A 22,515-nucleotide genomic window follows, 5' to 3' on the forward strand; every position below is an offset into this window, starting at 1 on the left:
CTAAGATAGAGATAAAAAGAAGGTTATTAGTGGACTTCAACTTTGCCAAAGTTTTGAAACTTTGGCAAAGTTCATACAAAAAACGGTGCGAGCCACAGGGACAAGTAGTGAATGAGCGAAGAAAAGGTGAAGGTAAATGGGTTTTAAATACTGTTTTGTTTGTATCGTTTTAATTTATTACCTTTGCAGTTCATATTACCTTATCATTTCATTGAGCAACTATGAACATCGCTTTTGACGCTAAACGGGCTTTCCATAACACACGCGGACTGGGGAATTACAGTCGGGATTTGATTCACATACTACAAGAACACAAGGTGGGGCATTTATACCTCTTCAACCCACAAAAACGCGAATTTCAGGGGGTGGTGATTGATGAACACACCACCGAAATCACTCCACAATCTTTCTTCTGGCGCAAGCTAAAATCATTATGGCGCAGTGTAAAAATCACTGATATAGCTAAACAACTCCCCATTGATATTTATCACGGACTTTCAGGAGAAATTCCTAAGGGAATTTATAAACACATACCTACGGTAGTTACTATTCACGACCTTATTTTTATGCGTTATCCTGAACTGTATTCGTTTTTCGACAGAAAAATACATTATCGCAAGTTCTTGTATGCCGCACAACATTCAGAACACATCATCGCTATTAGTGAGCAGACTAAACAAGATATCATCAGCTATTTAGGTATTTCGGAAGAGAAAATAACGGTGGTATACCAAGGCTGTCACCGAGCTTTTAAGAAAATATATACCGAAACACAGAAGGAAACTATACGCAAAAAATATCATCTTCCCGAAAAATTTGTATTGAACGTAGGCGCTATTGAGCCCCGCAAGAACGCACTTGAAATAGTGAAAGCTATTGAACCTCTGCCAGATATTTCGTTAGTTTTGGTGGGTAAACAAACAGCTTATTACCAACAAATAGAGGCGTATTGTGAAACACACCAACTTAAAGACCGCGTGCAAGCACTGAGTAACGTGCCTATGGAAGATTTGGCGATTATCTACCAGCTTGCTGAGGTGTTTTGCTATCCTTCGATTTTTGAAGGTTTTGGGATTCCTATTATAGAAGCGTTATTTAGCAAAACCCCTGTGATTAGTTCGCAGGGAAGTTGTTTTGCCGAAGCAGGTGGAACACATTCGGTTTATGTGAACTTGCAAAATGCTGAAAAAGAGATATGTAGAGCTATTGCAAGCATTACTACCGATGAGGTGTTGCGCAGGCAAATGATAGAAGAGGGTTACCGACACGCTCAGCATTTTACCGACGAAGCAGTGTTTGAAAACTTGATGAAAGTGTATAAAAAAGTAAAAAGTGAGCGGTAAAAGATAAAAATACGACAGCTAAAAACTTATTTAACTTATTGACTTTATGATGTATCATAAATTTTTCTTAAAAAAAAGTAAAGAAAAATTTGTTTGTTAAAAAAACTTCCGTAACTTTGTACCAATTTTAACACTTATAAAGCAATAAAAGATGAGAAAGATGATCTTATTGATGAGCATCTTTGCTATGCCCCTCGCTATGGCACAGCAACAGAGCTCGCCTGACGGCAATGTAGTGCTCACTTTTTCACTGAAAGCTGATGGGACGCCTTCGTATAAGGTGACTTACAAAAACAAAGCAGTGATCAATGAAAGTACTTTAGGCTTTAAAATAAGAGAGGTGTTATCCTCCTATTTATTGAAATCGGACGAGACACCTGTTTATAGTGAAAAAAGCCTTCCGGACGACTCTAAAATCAAGAAAATTGAGCCGTTAACCCAAAACTTTAAAGTAGTAGACACCAAAAAGTCTACTTTTAAGGAAACGTGGAAACCTGTATGGGGAGAAGAAAGCGAGATTCTCAACCATTACAACGAACTTCTCGTACAATTGCAACAAGAGAAGACCCACCGAAAAATGAACATTCGTTTTCGCGTGTACAACGAGGGAGTGGGCTTCCGCTATGAGTTCCCTTCACAAAAAGAACTCACCTATTTTGTAATAGAGGAAGAACTCTCGCAGTTTGCGATGACCGGAGACCACACCGCTTGGTGGATTCCTGGGGACTATGATACCCAAGAATACGACTATACGGAAAGTAAGCTCTCCGAAATTCGGGGGTTGATGAAACAAGCGATGAGTGACAACGTATCGCAGTTTGTTTTCTCGCCTACCGGCGTACAAACTTCCTTAATGATGAAAACCAAAGACGGCTTGTATATCAATCTTCACGAAGCGGCTTTGGTAAACTACTCGCTAATGAACCTGAACTTAGACGACAAGACTTTCGTCTTCCAATCGTGGCTAACGCCCGATGCACAGGGAGCTAAAGGCTATTTGCAAGCCCCTTGTCACAGTCCTTGGCGTACTATTATGGTGAGTGATGACGCTCGTAAAATCTTAGCGTCACGCCTTATTCTCAACCTCAACGAACCTTGCGCTATTGCCGATACTTCGTGGATTAAACCTGTGAAGTATGTAGGTGTTTGGTGGGAAATGATTACCGGAAAAAACTCTTGGAGTTATACCAACGACCTTCCTGCAGTAGACCTTAATACGGTGGATTACACCAAAACCAAACCTAATGGTACCCACGGCGCTACCAACGAAGAAGTACGCAAATACATCGATTTTGCAGCAAAACACGGCTTCGACCAAGTGCTTGTGGAAGGTTGGAATATAGGATGGGAAGACTGGTTCGGACATAAAAAGGACTATGTGTTTGACTTTGTAACTCCTTACCCCGACTTCGACCTTAAAGCACTGAACGACTACGCGCACTCTAAAGGCGTAAAACTGATGATGCACCACGAAACTTCGGGCTCTACGCGCAACTACGAGCGCCATATGAAAGCCGCTTACGAGTTGATGAACCAATACGGTTACAATGCCGTAAAAAGCGGGTATGTAGGCGATATCCTCCCTGTGGGTGAACACCACTACAGCCAATCGACTATTAACCACTACCTCTATGCGATTAAAGAAGCTGCTAAACACAAAATAATGGTGAATGCGCACGAAGCCGTACGCCCTACCGGTATTTGCCGTACTTACCCAAATATGATAGGTAACGAATCAGCTCGCGGTACTGAGTACGAGGCTTTTGGAGGTAATAAAGTATTCCACACCACTATCTTGCCTTTCACTCGTTTGCAAGGAGGCCCTATGGATTATACTCCTGGTATCTTCGAGACCGAAATGAAGTATGTAAATCCTAATAATAACAGTCAGATACGCAGTACCTTGGCACGCCAATTAGCCTTGTATGTAACAATGTACAGTCCGCTACAAATGGCAGCCGACTTGCCAGAGAACTACGAGAAGCATATGGACGCTTTCCAATTCATTAAAGATGTACCCGTAGATTGGCAAAAGAGCGTATACCTTGAAGCAGAACCAGGACGTTATATCACCATTGCGCGTAAAGATAAACACAGCAACGATTGGTACGTAGGTTGTACGGCTCACGAAGGCGGACATACCTCAGAGCTTCTGCTCAACTTCTTGGACAAAGGTAAGAAGTACGAGGCTACTATCTACGCTGATGCTAAAGATGCCAACTGGAAAACCAATCCGAAGGCATACACCATCACCAAACAAAAAGTAAATGCTAAGACAAAGCTAAAACTCACCGCTGCCAAAGGAGGTGGCTTTGCTATTAGCATTAAAGAAGTGAAATCTAAATAATAAATAATATGAAAAAATATATTTTTTTTCAAATAGTATTGTTCTCAATACTATTTGTGTCTTGTAAATTTGAAAAGGATGACGAAATGAAACTTATGGTTGATCCTTCTGTTCCTGCTTCTGCTGAAAAACCAGATTCCTTGATAACTTTACCTTCAGGACAAGTTGTTAAAAAAGTAGGAAATGATTACTTGTGGTTAGGAGATATTTTGCTATCAGAGTCTGACTTGAAATCTGTAAGTGAAAAAGGCTATATTGAGACAGAGGAAGAAAAACCTTATGAAAAGTATTTAGGGAATAACCCTATTACACATAGGTCTTTAAGAGAAGAAGCTATTGAAAACAGCAATAGTGATGCCTTAATAACAGCTTCAGTAGGAGTACACCCAAGTCTACAGAGAACATGGTTAATGGTAAGATATGAATATGCACCTGATTTAACTCCTGATAGAAGACAGATAGCATATGAAGCCATCTTACATTGGGAAAAGAATACAAATGTAAGATTTCTGAATGCTAATAACATAAAAGAAAAAAGACATCCTAGATGGGGAGATTATCCTTGTGTAATATTCACTAATTCCAATAAAAATAATTCTTATGTAGGAATGAGTGGAGGACGACAAGTGATCAATTTAAGGTCATATCAACATGTAAGTGCTGCCATCCACGAAATAGGTCACGCAATAGGGTTATATCACGAACATTGTGCTAATAATAGAGATAACTATATCAATATAAATTATAGTAATATCAAACCTGCTTTTAGACATGATTTTGATATACAAAAGAGAACTACAGGTATTCATCCAATGTCAGATGGGATAGATTTTAACTCTATAATGATCTACGGTTCTTATACTGGCGATACAGAAGCTGTGTATGACCCCAATAAACCAATGATGACTAAGAAAGACGGTTCTACTTGGGAGAGGTCAGAGGTATTATCAAAATTTGATAAAATGTGGGCTAACAAGTTCTACTTACCTGTTATCCCAAGGAATGATTCTTACATCGAATTAGAAAAAATAGTGTATAAAGATGATAACACTATAATGTCTGAGCGAGAAAGATTGAATTTACAGGGGTACTTAAATAACGGAAGAAGCACGCCTCCTTCTCCTGACAATCGATTAGTGAATGTACATACACCTTGAAAAATCAATATAATTAAACTTTAAATACACATACATATGAAAAACAATATGTTTAAACAGTTATTGTTTGTAATACTATTGCTTTGCGTAGCTTTTGGTTATGCACAGCAAATCACTGTAAAAGGAACAGTGAAAGACGGCTCTGGACAACCTTTGATGGGTGCCAGTGTGCTTGTAAAAGGTACCTCTCACGGTACTGCTGCCGATTTTGACGGTAATTTTGAGTTAAAAGTAGACAAAGGGGTTACCCTTGTGGTCTCATCAGTAGGCTATAAAAGCCGAGAAGTAGCTGCTAAAGCAGGTACTATGAACATTGTTCTCCAAGAGGATACACAACAATTGGAAGACGTGGTAGTCATTGGGTATGGTGCTATAAAGAAAAAAGACCTTACAGGTTCTGTAAACTTGGTGACCGACAAAGACTTTAACAAAGCTCCTGCCGTAAATGCCGACCAGCTTATACAAGGTAAAATAGCTGGGGTACAAATGACCTCTGCTAGTGGAGCTCCTGGTGAAGGACAAACTATCCGTATCCGTGGTAATGGCTCTTTGTCCTTAACTTCTAACCCGCTAATTGTAATTGACGGTGTGCCAATGAACGATGGAGGCGTGGGCGGTTCTCGTAGTATCTTCAACTCTATCAACCCCGAAGATATTGAGAGTATGACCGTGCTAAAAGACGCTTCGTCTACCGCTATCTTTGGTTCACGTGCTGCCAATGGGGTTATTATGATTACCACCAAAAAAGGAAAAGCAAACCAAGATTTGAAGATTAGCTTCAACACCAGCATCGCCCTACAAGATGTAAACGACTATGTAGATGTAATGAATGCTAACCAATTCCGCCAAACAGTAAAAGGATTGAATAACCCTGCTGCCGAAGCACTCTTAGGAAATGCCGATACTAATTGGCAAAAAGAAATCTACCAAACTGCTCCAATGAGCAATAGTACTTTGGTGCTCTCCGGCGCTTACAAAACTTTGCCTTACCGTGTATCAGTAGGACATTCGTATGCCGATGGGATATTGCGTACCGATAACTTCAAACGTACCAATGCCAAAATTAGCTTGAACCCTACTTTCTTTGATAAATCATTGAAATTAGAATTGAATGCCAATGGTACTTATATGCAAAACCGTTTTGCTAATAAAGATGCTATTGGGGCAGCCGTAGAGTACGACCCTACTCAGTCAGTGTTTGGAGGTCTCGCTAAATATGGAGGTTACCACGCTTGGGTGAACCCTAATAATGGCAGCCGCTACGACTTAGCTCCTAACAACCCTATGGCAATGCTAAAGTTTTTAGACGATTCTTCTAAAGTGTATCGTTTTATTGGGAATGCTAAAGTAGATTATACCTTGCCTTTCTTTAAAGATATTACCGCTAGTGTAAACGTGGGTATTGATTACAGTAAAGGGGAAGGTGATAAAATAACCGACCGCCGTATGCCTACCTCTACTCCTGGTTTCGACGGAGCTAAAACTACTTATACTAATAAAGCTACCAACAAGCTCTTTGATGCTTATATAAACTATATAAAGGACATCAAAGAAACTCATAATATAGGGCTAATGGTAGGACACTCTTATCAGTCATTCGAATTTGACGATAATTCCACTGATTACTCTTACTTCACTAACCCAGGTGATAACAAAGAGGTGCCTAACATCAACAAGAGTAGAAACGTATTGATGTCTTTCTTTGGTCGTGCAAACTATAGCTATAAGAATCGTTACCTTCTTACCGCTACCCTTCGTGCCGACGCATCTTCTAAACTAAACCCAGACGACCGTTGGGGTTACTTCCCTTCAGTAGCCTTGGCTTGGAACGTGAGCAACGAGAACTTCCTTAAAGACAACAAAACTCTTAACGAACTCAAACTGCGTTTTGGTTATGGTGAAGTAGGGAACGTGAATGGTTTGGGCGACTACCTCTTCCTTACCAATTACACTCGTAGCCAAGACGGAGCTTCTTATCAATTGGGCGATAGCTTCTATCAAACTTACCGTCCTGGGGTAACCAATAAAAACCTACGTTGGGAAGTGGGGAATACCCTCAATGCTGGTATTGATTTTGGATTGTTAGACAACCTCATCACTGGTACCCTCGATATGTATCGCAAACAAACCAAAGACCTGATAGCCGAAACCACTATCGACCCCTTTACCAACTTTAAAAACCGTGTAAATGCCAATGTAGGGGATATGGAAAACAAAGGTATTGAACTTGGTTTGACCGTAACTCCTATCCGTAATATTGAGAAGAATATCCGTTGGAGTTTCAACTATAACATAGCTTACAACGAAAATAAGATTACCCGTATGCCCGACGACCAGCCTACTGGAGGTATCTCAGGAGGTACTGGTAACCGTGTACAACTACACCGCGAAGGTGAAACCCCTTACTCTTTCTTTGTATACCAACAAGTGTACGACGCACAAGGCAATCCAGTAGAAAATGCTTTTGTGGATAGAAACGGTAATGGCAAAATAGACGAAGGCGACCGCTACTTGTACAAATCGCCTTTTGCCCCTGTGACAATGGGCTTTGGCACCGATTTGAACTACAAGAATTGGGATTTAAACATCACTACCCGTGCAAACATCGGTAACTATGTGTACAATAACACCCAATCACGCTTAGATCAATTCGGCGAAATTACTGCTAACAGTGGTTTCTTGCGCAATATTAAAGCGAATAGTAATTTCCAACGCCATAACGACCAATCGTGGTTAAGCGATTACTACTTAGAGAACGCTTCATTCTTCAAGTTAGACAATATCACCTTGGGATATACTTTCCCTCATACCGATAAAATGTACATTCGCCTTTATGGTACTGTACAAAATGTACTGACTATTACTAAGTACAGCGGTTTAGACCCAGAAGTATACGGTGGTATAGACAATAACTTCTATCCACGCCCTCAAACTTACTTGTTGGGCTTGAATGTTAACTTTTAATGAATACAGAGTATGAAAAAATATATCAAACATAGTATCTTTGGGGTAATATTAGCACTTTCGCTTAGTGCTTGTATGAAAGATTTAGACCAAGAGCCTATAGACCCCGATAGCTTTACTGAAAAAGACGTGTTTAAAAACGCTACTGAAGCTAAAGGTGCTTTAGCTAAAATTTATGCCTCATTATCGCTTACTGGGCAAAAAGGTCCCAGCGGTGATGGCGATATAGCAGGTGCCGATGAAGGTTCTACTGGATACACTCGTATGCAATTCTACTTACAAGTAGCCAGTACCGATGAGGCTATCATTCGCTGGAGTGATGCTGGTGTGCCCGACTTCCACAATATGAGTTGGACACCTGCTAACACCTTTAACAATGCCTATTACAACCGCTTGGGGCAACAAATCGCTTTTGCGAACTCGTTTATAGATAACGCACAAGCCTTAGCTTCTGACCCCGAAGTAGGTTATTATATTGCCGAAGCGCGCTTTATCCGTGCTTATGCTTATTACAATGTAATAGATGCTTTCGGGAAAGCACCTTTGGTAACCTCCTCTAAGGCAGATTTAAAACCTGCTCAAAACACACGTGCCGAACTCTTTAACTTCGTAGAAAGTGAGTTAAAGGATTTAGAGGGCAAACTAAAAGCCGCACGTGCTAATGAATACGGACGTGTAGATGTGGTAGCCGCTCAAGCGCTCCTCGCTCGTTTATACCTCAACGCTAAAGTGTATATAGGACAAGATAAATATACCGATTGTATTACCTATGCTAAAAAGGTAATTGCCTCTTCCTATAGCTTAAACACTACCGATGCCAATAACAATGGTACCGCTTACGACGAGTTGTTCCTTGCCGATAACAACAGCAATGGCGCTCAAAACGAGTTTATATTTTTAGCAAGTTTTGATGGGCTTAATACCAAAACCTATGGAGGTACAGCTTTCATTATACACGGAGCTACCGGAGGAAATATGAATGCTTCTTCCTTAGGTATTAACGACGGTTGGAGTGGTCTTACAGCTCCTAAAGAATTCGTTAATAAATTTGAGGTATCAGCACGCAATAGTAATAACGAGCCTACCGCTTGGAAAGACAAACGCGCGATGTTCTATACCGATGGACAAACCTATGAGAACACAGACTTAAAAGACTTTACAAAGTCAGGTTATGCCATTACTAAATTCAAGAACATAACCTCTACAGGAGCCGCAGGTAAAGACCCCGAAAAGAAATTCCCCGACACCGATTTACCGCTCATTCGCTTAGCCGAAGTATATCTTACTTATGCTGAAGCCGTGCTACGCGGTGGGGAAGGAGGTGATAGAGCTACTGCCTTAGGTTATATCAACCAATTGCGTAGCCGTGCTTATGGTAACGCCTCTGGCAACATAGCCGATAGCAACCTTACCTTAGATTTTATCTTAGATGAACGCGCTCGTGAATTGTACTGGGAAGGATTGCGCCGTACCGACCTTATTCGTTATGGTAAATTTACAGGAGGTGCTTACCTCTGGTCTTTCAAAGGAGGTGCCGCTTCTGGTGTAGCAGTGCCCGATTATAGAAACTTATATCCTATTCCTCAAGATGCACGCACCGCTAATGACAACCTTACTCAAAATACAGGATACTAAAAAGAGAATACTATGAAAAATATACTTAAAACAGCAGCACTATGTATGGGGCTTATCTCATTGGTAGCCTGCGAAAAAGACGAAGAAAAGGCAACCCTTAATGCCGATGCCAAAATAGAGGCTTCCCTATCTACCGACAACGTAGTACTTACACAGGGCACCGCCTCTCAAACAGCTCTTACTGTTTCTTGGGAAACGAAAAACCTCAACATAAACCTTGCTCCTAAATATACTGTTAATTTTGTAAGAAAAGATGGAAAAAAGGAGAAATCTATTTCAGTTGAGAAATCCCCTCTTGCTATCACAGGTAAAGAGTTAAATGACTATCTTATAAGTGATTTAGAAATTACAGCAGGAACAACGACCGAAGTTACCGTAGCGGTAAGATTAGTCCTCAGCGACCAACGTAATTTTTCCTCCGAGCATAAATTGAAAGTAACTCCTTTCCTTGATGAAATCAAACCAAGCGATTGGGGAATAGCTGGTGATGGTGCTAACGGTTGGGATCCAGATAAAGGATTAGATATTAAAATGTGGAAAGGTGACGATGGTGCATTAGTAGCTTATGCTACTTTAAAAGCAGGTCACATCAAATTCCGTAAAGATAATAAGTGGGATCTTAATTACGGCGGAAGCAACGGTAAATTAGTGCCCAAAGGAGATAATATTGCTGTCTTAGCAGGTACTTATAAGATTACTTTTAACGAAAAAGCGCTTACTTATAGTATCGAAAAATACTCTTGGGGTATAGTTGGTAGCGGTGCTAATGGTTGGGACGAAAATAAGGATTTAGACATCAAGTTGTCTTACAATGGTGCTTTTAACCAATGGGAAGCTAAAAATGTTAGTCTAAAGGACGGAGAAATTAAAATCCGTTTAAATAACCAATGGGGTACAAACTTCGGTGCTGATAGCACTGATAACCCTGCAACCGCTCTTAGTGGTAAGCTTAAAGATGGTGGAAATAACATCAAAGTGAGTGCAGGCACTTACAACGTTTCTTTCTCTTTTGATGTAAAAACCAAAGAAGGTACTTACAAGATAGAAAAATTATAACAGAATACAGGCTGTCCGACAGTGTCGGACAGCCTGTATTATATCATTTAAATACCAAAAATATGAAATATTATATATACCTTCTCGCAGGACTGCTCGCCTTTTCCTGCGATAAAAAAAGCAACAACGACAACCCAGAACCCCAAAATACAGTTCCCTTAGACCTTACTAAAATAGACAACGGCAACCGCGTAATGATGCAAGCCTTCTACTGGGACGTAACACCTCTTGGCGAATGGTGGAATACCATTACCCCAAAACTCGCCGATTGGAAAGCCAATGGGGTAGACCGCATATGGCTACCACCTGCCTCCAAAGGAGCTTCTGGGGGCCTCTCTATGGGCTACGACCCCTCCGATTATTTCGACTTTGGTGAATACTTCCAGCACGAAACGACCAAAACCCGCTTCGGCTCACGCGCTGAACTCGAAAACCTCATCAGCAAAGCCCACGAAAGTGGCTTGCAAGTAATTGCCGATATAGTTATAGGGCATAACAATGGCGGGGGCAAAGAATGGAACCCTTACCGCAATAAAGAGACCTACACTCTTTTCGATGAAACCCACGGTAATGCTTCTGGAAAATTTAACCGCAACTATGAGTGCTTTCACCCTAATAAATATGCAACTTCTGACGAAGGAGCTGACTTTTACGGGGAACAAGACCTATCGCATAAAGTACCCTATGTGCGTGAAGAACTTTGGGAAAAAGATAATTCAATGGCAAAGTACTACAAGAATACAATGAAATTTGACGGTTGGCGTTTCGACTACGTGAAGAGCTTTGGAGCTTGGGTAGTACGCGATTGGCTAAAAGCAGTAGGTGGTTTCGCCGTAGGTGAATTGTGGGACGGCAACCCCGAAACGCTTAAAAAATGGGTAGACGAGAGCGGTGCAAGTGCTTTCGACTTTGCCTGTTTTTATGCTCTCGAAAAGGCATTAGACCGCAATAAAGATATGCACGAACTGATGACCGATACCCACCCAATGCTTAGAACCTTGCGCACCGAGAAAGCCGTTACTTTTACAGCTAACCACGATACCGAGAAAGACAAAATAGCGGATAATACCATTGCGCCTGATAAAAAACTAATGGCGTACGCCTATATCCTTACCCACAGTGGCTACCCTTGTATTTTCTATTCCGATTACGAAAATGAGGCTTTCAAAGCCAAGCTACAAAAGCTAATGCTCATCAACCGCAGTTTGGCAGTAGGCGAAGAGAAATTTCACTTAGCTTCTAATACAGAGTATGTAGCCTCACGTCTGGGCAACGAGAAAAGTCCGGGCTTAGTGCTCTTTATCAACAACAGCACTCTCCCTGCCAAGCGTACTATCACCACCCATTGGAAAAACAAAACCTTGATAGATTACTCTGGTAATAGTCATTTACTTTTTGTTACCGATAGCGACGGCAATGTAACTATACAAGTACCCGCCAATAGCTACACTGTGTGGTCAATAGGTAAATAACATAAAGTTATACAGATAAAAAAACGAGCTACCTCGCAATGAAGTAGCTCGTTTTTTACTTAAGTTTTAAATCTTCTGTTTAAAAACGCTTATATCTCCAATATACATAAGCTAAAACTACGAGCAGTAACAACCAAAGAATATACCTTAATGGTGTACTTTGGGTGTGCTTTCGTATTTGCTCAGCTTGCTGTATTTCGTGCTTTCGAACTTCATTTTGAACACTTGTGTAGGATTGCTTATAAAGAGTAGTATCAGCCTGCTGTAAGCTCTTAGAATGGGCTCTGATAACTTTTATTTTCACCTTGCCATTGCGTACCCTTATAGTCTCTCTATTGCCGTCCCGAGTGCGGGTATAGGTGAGTTCTTTAGCATTGCCAAGGCTGTCTTTGTCGTTTTCGAGTTCAATCTCGAAAGACGTGGCGGACAGGTCAGACCATTCAGACTTATGAGACTTCTGAACAAAGAGCTGGGAGCTATCCTTATTGGTGATAAAGTGCTCTTTCTGGACTTGCCTTTGTGTATAGGTTTCTACTTTTTTGGTTCTGCAACCAATCACTGACAAAAGGAGTAACATTGATAATAAAACTCTTTTCATACATAGTTATTTTGCTTGTTCAATCATTTTAATCACTTTTTTCAAAGTATCCGCATAGTTAGGAGCGGTAGCGTAACCCGCTTTAGCAACCTCCTCTGCAAACTTATAGGGGTCACTTTTCACTTTCAATGCCTCTGCATAGCGTTCGTTTTTGATGAAGAATTGAGCGTGGTCAGTGAAACTCTCTTCTGGGGTATCGTACTTCCTAAACCAATCCCTCACCACGTACAGATATTTGCCGTCCGCACGCTTAGTAATGCTGATAATCTCAGGAAAAAGTCCCTTTGTTACCATAGGCACGGAAAGTACCTCCGTAGTACGCACTAACTGCTTCTTACTTGCAGGCGTATCCTTGCTAGCTTTCACACCAAACATCATATTACCGGGCACATTCTTACCCCAGCCCGTCTCTAATGCCGATTGGGCCAGTATGAATAGGTGTGATATTTTCGTTTTACGCTGAGTCTCGAGGGCGTAAGGCTTGTATTTTGTTATAAATTCTTTAGGAGTCATAATGATTTTCAATATTAAAGGTTTTATAAAATTTCTTGTTAATAATACATTGACAAACTTAAAGCCTAAATTATTTAAGTTTTCCTATAAGCTCAGAACCAACTACTATATAATAAAGTACTACCCAATAGAGTCAAAGGAAAAGGTCAAACTCAGAATCTTCACGTATAAGAAAGTCAGCATTGACTGAAAAGATATGTAGCAATACAAATAATCATTAAATAAACAAATATTTTTAACAGCATACGACCTATTTTGCGACTTTCGTGTTTTTCTTTCCTACGATACGAGGCTGCCATACCCGTTTATCTATTCGAATATTAATAAAATTACAAAAGCAATCAAAAAAAATGGTTAAACCCAAATAGGAAATGAATAGTAGCAAATAAGAGCTACATAATAACATCTATTTTGAAAAAAAGCATTGAAAAAGTGTGTCCAAAGGAAGAGTGTAAGAGGTCTTTAAAATCTCTAAACCCAAATCCTTGTAATATGTAATTTAGTTTTGTCATAGTAAATTAGTCGAGCATAATTGGAAATAATATTTTAGTTAATTGTGTTTTAGCTTCTTGAATAGTTGGAAGATTGTATCTATATGGTATTAGTTCTATTTTTAAAGTATTTAAACTTTGAATATCAAAAGTTGCTATGTTACCAAACTGACCAGAAGAATGATAACGATTGAAAGGAAAAATATTTCGTTTTTTAAAAAAAACACCTGATGCAAAATCCTGTTCATCTCTTGTAGCACGGTTATCATCAAAGAAACCTGATAACACTATAGCACGTAATTCTAAATCTGTATACTTTTTGACATTAAAAAATTGCTTTCGTTTAATAATCCAAGTATACTTGTTTTTCGCAGATCGAATAGCTCCCCCAATAGGAATAGTAGTTGAAAAAGTTCTATCTCTATTTTCTGCTAATAAGGAAACACGCTCTATATTGAAATTACTAAAATTATTAAAAAGAGCTTCTCTTTGGAAAGCTATCTCCACATCGCCATAATCACCTCCCCATTGAAAAAATTGTATTGCATTCATAATTTAAACATTTCTTATATCAATGTAACAATCGTTTCCATATCTTGATATTACAGCTGTAGAGCCTTTTTTTCCGTTAAATTGGTTGTCAGCCGTATAAATGATATTTTTTCCATTACAAGAAAAAGAAACAACACCACTATCAAAAACTTTTCTAAATGATACACTACTCAAATCATCAATTGTATTAAGTTCAATATTACAAGGTGTTGTCACAAAAAGAGTTTGATTTTGATGAACTTTTTGCAATGTTGTATTTTGAGTGCATTCTACCCCCGCCCTTAAAACATCATCATACCAAGCTAAATCACGAAATTCACCATTATCCTCGTTAAATCTATTAGCATCAACTGAATTTCGAACGCCAATACGAGTTGATGGATACCAATTGGGTTTAAAAAATTCTAATGAAGATGTTGAAGAATTAGAAGGAAAATTTACATATATACCTCCTCCATCACCAAGTAGAACTCCCCAAGAACCAGCTGGTCTATTTTTAAATGTTTTTAATTCTGAATAATCTATTTGTTTCTTATAGAAATCAAAATCTTCAGGTGCAGGTGTCCAATCAGTAGGAATATTTCCTTTTTCAAGTTTTAGCAATTCAAAATCATACTCGGTTTCACCGTTCGTGTGAGCTCTCAAATTATTATATTGTTTTGTAACTTCGAATGGTTTGCCATTATACACCTGTGTAGATTGCTCCCAGCTGCCATTCCATAGGAAGAATAGTACTTCTTTTGCCTTATGGTTTTTATACGTAAAAATATAAGTTTTACCAATTTCTAACTGTTGTGATAAATTGTATATTTCTACAAAACCAGGAGAAGTTATAGTTTTTGTTATTCTCTGTTGGGATTGTAATATCAAATTCCTCCCCCCTATCTGTAGATTATCAATAACTTTTTTAAAAGCATCACCTAAATCAGCAGGGCTTCCCTCAATATCTCCCCACGAATGTTTATGGTTTTTATTGGCTTTCTCGTCAATAAGTTTTTTTAAGTCCTGTGCCGTACCCGTATAATCTCCTTTTGGTAAGAGTCCCGAAATATCTACTTGATGAAGTCCCTCTAACTTCTCTTTATATTCATTAGTAAAATCATTAGAACTTAATTCTTTCCCCTCTACCTTATCCACTTTTTTGTCAAATAACACCTTATGTGCTTGTGTATCGTTTAGGTGATTACTCAATTGCTCAGCTGAAGCCGTGCCTTCTACGAGTTTATCCAAGCCCTCTACGCTTGCCATTGGTATCTTCTCGCTCTTGTGCCAAAAACTATCTAACCACGCCCAAAACTGCTCTTGCGTTGGTTTTTTAAGATTAGAAAACCATTGCTTTAATGTTTCTATTGCTGTCATATCGTTTAGTTTAAAAATTAAAATCCTACAAATTCTATAAAACGAATCACTCGGTAAGGAGGCATATTATTGTGAGGTTTTTCACCTCCACTAAATATCGTTGTTCTATCCATTTCTAATCCTCTATTATCGTGATCAGTATCTCCCGAACCAATACCCCCGTGAATATAAACTGTCCCTCCATTTTCAGAATAATATATATCTTTATAAGGTATCGTCAGTTTGGGCATTTCTGCAACTGTAAGGGTATGCTCCAATTCACCTCCTGCAAATAATATTTGTTCTAATCGGTAGCTACTGTTACCATTGGGATCATAGCCCACAGCCATACGTCCTCGTAAAGGTTCATACTCTCGCCAGCCTTCTGGTAGAGGAATATTAGCTGGTTTTCCCCAAATAGCCACCAATCCCAAAGGTACTGTTTTCTTCACACGTTCCTCCAATTTTTCCAAGCGTTTCAATAAAGAGGTCTCTTCTGTAAAAGATTTCTCCTCTATTTGTCTGTTATTTAATACCCGCTTAAAGTTCGCCCACGGATAACTCTTTGTACTACTGCCAAAAGTAGCTACTCTTTCCACAAGTACTGTTTTCTGTGAGCCGTCTTCAAAAATTTTAGAAGTGTTCACTTCCTTAATAAACACGTGAGAGCCAAGTGTCGTACCTTGAAAAGGATATATCTCTCCTTCAATAGCTACTACTCCGTCTGACACTGTGTTGCCTACTATTTCACACCCCGAAAGAATAACTAAATCCCCCGAGATACCACTCATTGCATTGAATATCTTATAAGCATTCTGCATATAACTTAATACATCGGTAGTTAGTGGGAAACCTCCCGTTTGGTTTACATTAATACTGTTCATAATATTCTATACTTCTATAATATATCGTTTGCTTGCTAATTTGTAAAAGTCTATTAGGGCTTCTATCTCAAAGAAACGGTATTTACCCATTTCACTTGTAGGAATCTTCTTCGCCTCCCATATCTCCAAAGGTATTTTTACGATAAAGTCTACTCCTGTATCGCTGTAATCTACCTCACGATGTAAATACATAGTCCCTAAAAACTTCGGTTTTTGTTCTCCTTCAGTATAAAGATACTGTCCTTTGTACTGATTGCCGTCCCATATGCGTATGCGCCGTTGCTCAATGTCGAATGCATCATTTAGCGCTTTGCGTAAGTAACACACTTGCCCATTCAGTCCAAGTTTCTTAATATCCAAATATCTCTTCTGAATAAAGTCATAATACAACTGACTGATAGGAGCACTAAGCGTTCTTATCCATCCTACCATTCTTGCCTTTCGCAAAAAAGAAGGTATAAGTAGAATGACCAATTTTTCTATTTTGAAATTAAATATCATTTTGTGATGTATTTTATTTGTGAAGCATTCCAGTCTACCTCAAAGTAACCACTTTGCGGTATTTGGGTAACTCCTATGTTTTGTAATGCTCCATAGCCTTTGGTCTCGGGGTCTATCCACGCGGTTTTGAGTTCTTTTAAGTGAGGTATTTTCACCCCATTGGCTTGTTGCAAAGCGTCTACAAGGTGCGCTACAATAAGTTCACCGCTAAAAGGTAAGTTTTTAAGATAACCCTCTATGGCTTCTTGTATAGGGCGTTTGCCGTAAAGCACATCGCTTCCATTACTATCCAATACTAACGGGTCGTAATACACATCAAGGTTCAGAACAAGCTTATCAGGCAGATAATTAATAACCGTAGTGCGTACTCCAGCATCTTTAATTTCTGATAAATAACCGCTAAAGGCATTTTGTTCATCTGCTGTAATAGGCTGTAATCGTCCCCCGTTTTCAGTGGCTATCTTTACTATCAACCTACCGTCATTACTCTCCACCACTGCCGAGTATTTTATAATCTTACTCGCCTCTACCTGCTCCTTTGTCTTATCTTTGTTGTTAAACTTATCGCTGTCGGGTAAGAGGTCAAAACCATACTGAAAGGCAAGTGCTTTACTTCTATACCACCGTGCAGTATGAGGTTTTAATTCAGTAAGGCGTTTATCAATATCTGTCCTATGTAAGTCGAATAACTTTTCTAAGCTCCAAATAGCTACCGAGATAATATAAACCCACAGTCGCCATATAGCTACTCTTGAGTTTGAGTTAAGTACGTTTAGAGCTTCTTCTCGCTCTTTCGCATTATAGATAATCTGTTGTATTTCTTGTATTGTACGTGCCATAATTTCGTAAATAGTGAAAAGTGAATAATTACTGTCCGTCGTGGCTCACGACAAAATCTAAGTTTATCGCCCATATGCTAATACCTTCCTGGCGCTCGCTTATTATTTTGTCCTCTTGCGTAAAAGCAGTTGCAGGCTGTATCTTCTTTGCGATGTAGTAGGTCAAAATATCATTATTAGTGAATGATTCTGTAGGTATTGTTAATACTTTTCCTGCTACCACATCATCGGTAATACTCAAATTGTTGAGCATTGCCAATTCAAAGATGCTTTCAATAGTCCCTGTGTGCTGTAAAGCAAGGTCTAAAAGACTCTGATTATGTAAAACTACTACTTGCATTATTCTTTTGATTTTCCATTTAATTGCTTGTATTTCTTTAATTCAGTTAATAGCCCTTCAACAGAGTTTTCTAAATCTTTAATACGCTGATTTGCTTTTTTGAGTTCCTCAATAGCACTTGCGTATTTAGCCCCTAAATCTTCTATCATTTCTCGATAGATTTTCACGGCTTTATCCACATTCTCAAGTTCGCTGGTCTGTAGTTCCATACGTTGCTTGGGTCTACCAAAGAACCAACCCGCTACTCCCGATAGTACCATTCCTATAAACGATACAAAATGCTCTTTAAGTCCTTCTATGATTATTCCCATTGTGTTATTATAATAATTTACTAATCTACTAATTAATCGTTCCTTTTCCCATACCAGTAGTAACTCCTGTATAAGTGCCTGCCAGTACAGGTATGCCTGTTTGCACTATTACCTCTCCACTCTTTACATAAGCTTCAATGAGAGAGGCAAGTCGTTCGGCATATTCTTCCATTCCTGCTTCTGTTTTAGTAAGCATTTCTTGTTGCAGGCTTATAATCCCTGCTTTTAGTGCTTGTTTATCTAATGCCATAAGTTTAGTGCTTAGTTTTTAGTAGTCAGTTGCAAGTACTTGCAACTGACTACTAACTACTGATTACTGTAATAATTCGTTTATCTTATTATTAATCTCCTCAAACTTCATCACGTTGTTCGGAGAAAAATTTCCTATACCCGAAGGTGTTTGTATCACCGCGTTTTTAAGTTCCGTTAGAAGCTCGTTTAAAAGACTTCTTAAATCCACTTCCCCGCGTTGCAAGTGCAAGCCTGCTTTGTCTATTGTAAGCTGTGTTTCTTCTATACGTAAGCTCACGCTTTCTATCTCACTATAAGCCACCACGTAGTAGCGGTTCTCGTCTTCCCCAATCGAAGCTATCAACACACTGCTCCCCTCCTTGGGGAAAAGATAAAACCGCTCAGCATTATCGTTAATCACTGAAGCTAAGCGCACGGTATATTGTAGCTCGTCGTCCTTCACCTCACACGTGCCCTTTTCTTTGTCTACCGATACCACTTCTACCGCTATGGTAGGTGTTTTGCGTCTTCCTATCTGCCTAAGCCCTTCTGCTAATTCTCTGTCTATACTCATAATTTTGCTCCTATGGTTACTTGTCGACGTGCGCCATTACGTCCGAAGGTAATTTCTACTTTCTTAATAAAGTAACGTTCGTCTATCTCTTTCAATTCATTATCTATCATATGAGCTTGCATACCTCTCGTCGCAAAAGGGACCAAGAAACTCGTTATAGAGCCGTCAAAGCCATCGTATTTCAGCCTTTCCATCTCGGCTCTTGCCATTTCTCGTAGCTTAGGTTCCTCACTCACTACCGAAGTATAAAAGGTTCTTAGCTCACCATCAGGATCTCCCTCTTCCACTGTCTTCTTTTTGTTATTTTTGTCGATATAAGTGTAACGTACTTTCAGTTTGCGTTCCTCCTTAGTCCTATACTCCAAATCATTAGCAACAATGTTGTAATTGAGGTCATAACGCGCTGTTTTCCCTATATTGGTAAGCTCCGAAAGTCCTGCGTACAGCTTGCCTTCATCATTGATAAAAACGCTTAGCCTAAACTCTTCTTTCAACTTCTCCAATACCTGCGTACCGTTCGCATTGCGAATAATCCACTGGTCTAACTGCATTTCTGGAATATTGTCCGCCAGCACAATAGGCGTGTCCTTCACAACTTCCTGCAATACTTCTCTAAGTGTTGTTTTTTGCCACGACTTGCTGATATTTTTACGTCTAAGTAAGTACATAGCGTCTTCACATTCTATGCTTACAGGAATGCTCGGTTTAACCTTCTTTACATAGCCTTCAAACTCCACTCCGCTATACACACCCTCATAGGCAAGGGTAACACTCACTTTGTCACCCACCTTGATAGCCTTTTCAGTATAAAGGCTTTCGCCCCCTTTGGCTACTTTAAAATGGGTTGGCAGTTCAATCGTACAGGTGTCCGCCAATTCGTCTACCGATTTGGTGATTTTAACGTTGTGTACTGCTCTAAAAGTGTAATCACCTATTTTTATAATCGCTTGTAGTACAAACATTAGTATATCTTGTTAAGTTGGGTTCGTTTCTCGTCTAATTCCGCATAAAAGTCCATATCCGATACAGCTTTAATGGTGTACTTCTGTATACCTTCTTTGCCTTCCATTTCCTCAAAGCTAATATCTTTGAGCACGATGTTACCAATGTCAAAAAGAGTAAAGAGCTTATTGCCTATCACTTCCAAACTCTCATTCTTTTCAAACAATTTGTTAAGGCTTTGTACTTGTGCCGTAGGATATTGATCGGGATTTTTGGGATCTACACACAGTCCTCTTATGGTAATTTGCCAATCTTCAGTAGTGATATATTCCTTCACCTTACCTTTGCGTTGTTTGCCTACCGTTGCCGTTTCTACAATGGTTTTAGTAAGCGAAAAACTCACCAAAGGCTCATTGGGGAAAACCGTTTGCTCCCCCGATTTATCAGCCACTTTTAACGTCATAAAATACTGACTGCCATTACTGCGTGCCTCACTAATGTTAGACAAACTCGGCAGTACAAATTTCGTTTTATTGTTTGCCCACCACTGCGGGAAAGCTGGACCTACATAGTCCAAAAAAGCCCGTGCGGTGAGTTCTTTTATATCAAATTCCATAAATTACACTGTTTGCATTTGGTTTACACTGTTCACAATTCTCAAAAGCTCTTCTTTCAGTTGCGCCCCAAAGTTTTCCACTCCTTCCCGTACCGATGATACGTACACTTTGGTATCCGTGCCCAAGTTGCCTATCTGTATGTTGATATGCGTTTGACGGGTACCTCCTGTTACAATATTATCTTTGGTTTTATTACCCATCTCTGAAAAAGGTGTGCTGGCAATAGGTGTTGCTAACGGACTTGTTTTTTGTCCCGTTTGTCCTATGCCTAACTTGCCCATTAGCCCGTCTTTCACACTCGAAAGGCTCTTAAACTCCAAAGAGTTCCACGCTTTACCAAAATATTCTTTTGCTTTAGCTCCTGCCTCACCTGCTTTTTTATAGCCTTCTGCTACCGATTTAGCACGTTCTTGCAAGTCGTTTTGTATTTGGCTTATCATCGCTTGGTTCTCTTTACTATCTCCCAAACCTACAGCCTCTTTAAACTTATACCAAGCCAACTTACAGAGGTCTATACCTGCCATAAAAGCATTGACCGCCGTATTCCAATGAGCTTTGTAGGTGAGAATAAAGGCTTCCCACAAGTATTTCATTCCTTGCACAGTGTTATCCCACGCTTTACCCCAACCGCTCACGCCTACAATACAATAAGTGATGATAGCAATAAGTGCCACGATGCCTGCTATAATCAATACAATAGGATTAGCTAAAAAAGCTAAGTTCGTTTTAATCACTGCCCACGATAGTCGGTTCTGCCACGCCGCAGCAATAGCCATATAAGTGTTATGCAATGTGATAGCTGTAATAAATACTCCTAACACTCCTGCAATACCAAGGATTATGGGGTTCCCCTCTTGAAGTTTTTGAATAAACCAACTCAATCCTTCATTCAAAGCTCCAAATACCATCGTAGAAAGTGCTACCAACGGAATCAGCAACGGACTTATAACCTCATATACTTTTACAGCTATAGATTCTATCGAAGCCATTAAAACTGTAAACCTGCCTTGTAGAGTGCTGTTCACATTCTCAGCTCCTTGATAAAAATCTCCTTGTGCATCAGTTGCCCATCGGAAAGCCTCAGCCAACTCTCTTGCCGAAATTCCTCCTTTGTCCATTCGCTCTTGCAGAGAGGTCATAGTCTCGCCCGTCCGCTCACTTATCACTTGCAAAGGATTAAATCCTGCCTGTTGCATCTGTGTGAGTGTAGCTTCTTGCAATTTCCCTTGTGTGGTCACTTTGGCAAAGGCAGTAGCCAAGGTTTCTATCTTTTTGCTATCCCCCAAGGCAATATCTCCTATTTGTTTGAGCATTCCTAATGCTCCTTCAGGAACCAACCCTGCTCCCATTAAACTCTCTTGAGCCTTCACAAGCGATGGTACTTCATAAGCCGTTTGCCCACTGTATTGTGTGAGATTCTGATGTATTTCTTGTGCCTTTTGCATATTACCTTGCACAAAAGTAGCCAGACTCATCTTTTGGGTGTCTGCCGTAAAACCTTGCTTAAATATTTTCTGTAAAGACGAGATAGGGTCTATAATGTTATTAACCACCTCCTTTAACCTTTTAGTCTGATCAAAGAAAGAAGATATCGTGTTTTTTGGATTTTCTGCCATTTATAAACTTTTTTCTTTACTTTTTTATTCTCCATACGATTCACTCTCCTTTTGGCGAATCCATTCCAGTTCTTTCACTCGCATAGCCCACTCAGTATCATTGAGGGCATCGGGATTGGCAATGTGCATATAGTAACGCAGTGAGGCATTGGTAATACGCAACCAATCCCGAGGCTCGTCAATTTCCGCACTGC

General features: G+C 39.7%; 21 protein-coding genes. 7 read left to right on the forward strand and 14 right to left on the reverse strand.

The window, feature by feature from the left end:
- Positions 1–221: 221 nt before the first annotated feature.
- The 7 genes from HMPREF9078_RS00005 (at position 222) to HMPREF9078_RS00035 (ending at position 11,974) form a co-directional block, all read left to right on the forward strand.
- A complete protein-coding gene (locus tag HMPREF9078_RS00005) occupies positions 222–1,343 on the forward strand; it encodes a glycosyltransferase family 1 protein (protein WP_009418661.1) in 1,122 nt (373 codons plus the stop codon).
- Between the two features lie 151 nt (positions 1,344–1,494).
- Entirely contained in the window at positions 1,495–3,690 is a 2,196-nt protein-coding gene (locus HMPREF9078_RS00010; protein ID WP_009418662.1) for a glycoside hydrolase family 97 protein, read from the forward strand.
- An 8-nt stretch (positions 3,691–3,698) separates the two neighbouring features.
- Positions 3,699–4,847: a M12 family metallopeptidase gene (locus HMPREF9078_RS11270; protein WP_009418663.1), complete on the forward strand. Its 1,149-nt coding sequence runs from the start codon at positions 3,699–3,701 to the stop codon at positions 4,845–4,847.
- Between the two features lie 36 nt (positions 4,848–4,883).
- Entirely contained in the window at positions 4,884–7,811 is a 2,928-nt protein-coding gene (locus HMPREF9078_RS00020) for a TonB-dependent receptor (RefSeq protein ID WP_009418664.1), read from the forward strand.
- 12 nt (positions 7,812–7,823) lie between these two features.
- On the forward strand, positions 7,824–9,446 hold the full coding sequence (locus HMPREF9078_RS00025) for a RagB/SusD family nutrient uptake outer membrane protein (RefSeq protein ID WP_009418665.1): 1,623 nt from the start codon (positions 7,824–7,826) through the stop codon (positions 9,444–9,446).
- A 12-nt stretch (positions 9,447–9,458) separates the two neighbouring features.
- On the forward strand, positions 9,459–10,502 hold the full coding sequence (locus HMPREF9078_RS00030; protein WP_009418666.1) for a SusE domain-containing protein: 1,044 nt from the start codon (positions 9,459–9,461) through the stop codon (positions 10,500–10,502).
- 62 nt (positions 10,503–10,564) lie between these two features.
- On the forward strand, positions 10,565–11,974 hold the full coding sequence (locus tag HMPREF9078_RS00035; protein ID WP_009418667.1) for an alpha-amylase: 1,410 nt from the start codon (positions 10,565–10,567) through the stop codon (positions 11,972–11,974).
- A gap of 79 nt (positions 11,975–12,053) precedes the next feature.
- On the opposite strand, the gene HMPREF9078_RS00040 is transcribed toward HMPREF9078_RS00035, so the two are convergent.
- The 14 genes from HMPREF9078_RS00040 to HMPREF9078_RS00110 all read right to left on the reverse strand — a co-directional run bounded on the left by HMPREF9078_RS00040 (position 12,054) and on the right by HMPREF9078_RS00110 (position 22,321).
- Positions 12,054–12,572 carry a hypothetical protein gene (locus HMPREF9078_RS00040; RefSeq protein WP_009418668.1) on the reverse strand — a complete coding sequence of 173 codons (519 nt, stop codon included), beginning with the start codon at positions 12,570–12,572 and terminating at the stop codon, positions 12,054–12,056.
- 6 nt (positions 12,573–12,578) lie between these two features.
- The gene (locus HMPREF9078_RS00045; RefSeq protein ID WP_009418669.1) at positions 12,579–13,085 is read right to left on the reverse strand and encodes a glycoside hydrolase family 73 protein; all 507 of its coding nucleotides are present in this window, start codon (positions 13,083–13,085) and stop codon (positions 12,579–12,581) included.
- A gap of 518 nt (positions 13,086–13,603) precedes the next feature.
- On the reverse strand, positions 13,604–14,128 hold the full coding sequence (locus tag HMPREF9078_RS00055) for a hypothetical protein (RefSeq protein WP_009418673.1): 525 nt from the start codon (positions 14,126–14,128) through the stop codon (positions 13,604–13,606).
- 3 nt (positions 14,129–14,131) lie between these two features.
- Entirely contained in the window at positions 14,132–15,487 is a 1,356-nt protein-coding gene (locus tag HMPREF9078_RS00060) for a hypothetical protein (RefSeq protein ID WP_009418674.1), read from the reverse strand.
- A gap of 17 nt (positions 15,488–15,504) precedes the next feature.
- A complete protein-coding gene (locus HMPREF9078_RS00065; RefSeq protein WP_009418675.1) occupies positions 15,505–16,350 on the reverse strand; it encodes a hypothetical protein in 846 nt (281 codons plus the stop codon).
- Positions 16,351–16,356: 6 nt separating this feature from the next.
- Entirely contained in the window at positions 16,357–16,851 is a 495-nt protein-coding gene (locus HMPREF9078_RS00070) for a hypothetical protein (RefSeq protein ID WP_009418676.1), read from the reverse strand.
- Positions 16,848–17,690, reverse strand: a complete 843-nt coding sequence (locus tag HMPREF9078_RS00075; RefSeq protein WP_009418677.1) for a hypothetical protein — start codon at positions 17,688–17,690, stop codon at positions 16,848–16,850. Before HMPREF9078_RS00075 ends, HMPREF9078_RS00070 begins: the two co-directional genes overlap by 4 nt.
- Positions 17,691–17,718: 28 nt before the next feature.
- On the reverse strand, positions 17,719–18,030 hold the full coding sequence (locus tag HMPREF9078_RS00080) for a hypothetical protein (protein WP_009418678.1): 312 nt from the start codon (positions 18,028–18,030) through the stop codon (positions 17,719–17,721).
- Entirely contained in the window at positions 18,030–18,341 is a 312-nt protein-coding gene (locus HMPREF9078_RS00085) for a hypothetical protein (RefSeq protein ID WP_009411055.1), read from the reverse strand. Before HMPREF9078_RS00085 ends, HMPREF9078_RS00080 begins: the two co-directional genes overlap by 1 nt.
- A 28-nt stretch (positions 18,342–18,369) precedes the next feature.
- Positions 18,370–18,591 (reverse strand): hypothetical protein, encoded by a 222-nt coding sequence (locus HMPREF9078_RS00090; RefSeq protein ID WP_009411054.1) that lies wholly within the window; start codon positions 18,589–18,591, stop codon positions 18,370–18,372.
- Positions 18,592–18,654: 63 nt separating this feature from the next.
- A complete protein-coding gene (locus HMPREF9078_RS00095) occupies positions 18,655–19,146 on the reverse strand; it encodes a hypothetical protein (RefSeq protein WP_009418679.1) in 492 nt (163 codons plus the stop codon).
- Positions 19,143–20,108, reverse strand: a complete 966-nt coding sequence (locus HMPREF9078_RS00100) for a hypothetical protein (protein ID WP_009418680.1) — start codon at positions 20,106–20,108, stop codon at positions 19,143–19,145. The genes HMPREF9078_RS00095 and HMPREF9078_RS00100 overlap by 4 nt, the downstream gene beginning before the upstream one ends.
- Positions 20,108–20,704 carry a DUF6046 domain-containing protein gene (locus HMPREF9078_RS00105; RefSeq protein ID WP_002674106.1) on the reverse strand — a complete coding sequence of 199 codons (597 nt, stop codon included), beginning with the start codon at positions 20,702–20,704 and terminating at the stop codon, positions 20,108–20,110. The genes HMPREF9078_RS00100 and HMPREF9078_RS00105 overlap by 1 nt, the downstream gene beginning before the upstream one ends.
- Before the next feature lie 3 nt (positions 20,705–20,707).
- Entirely contained in the window at positions 20,708–22,321 is a 1,614-nt protein-coding gene (locus tag HMPREF9078_RS00110) for a tape measure protein (protein WP_009418681.1), read from the reverse strand.
- Between the last annotated feature and the right edge of the window lie 194 nt (positions 22,322–22,515).

Origin of the sequence: Capnocytophaga sp. oral taxon 380 str. F0488 (genome assembly GCF_000318255.2) — a bacterium.
Taxonomy (GTDB): Bacteria; Bacteroidota; Bacteroidia; order Flavobacteriales; family Flavobacteriaceae; genus Capnocytophaga; species Capnocytophaga ochracea.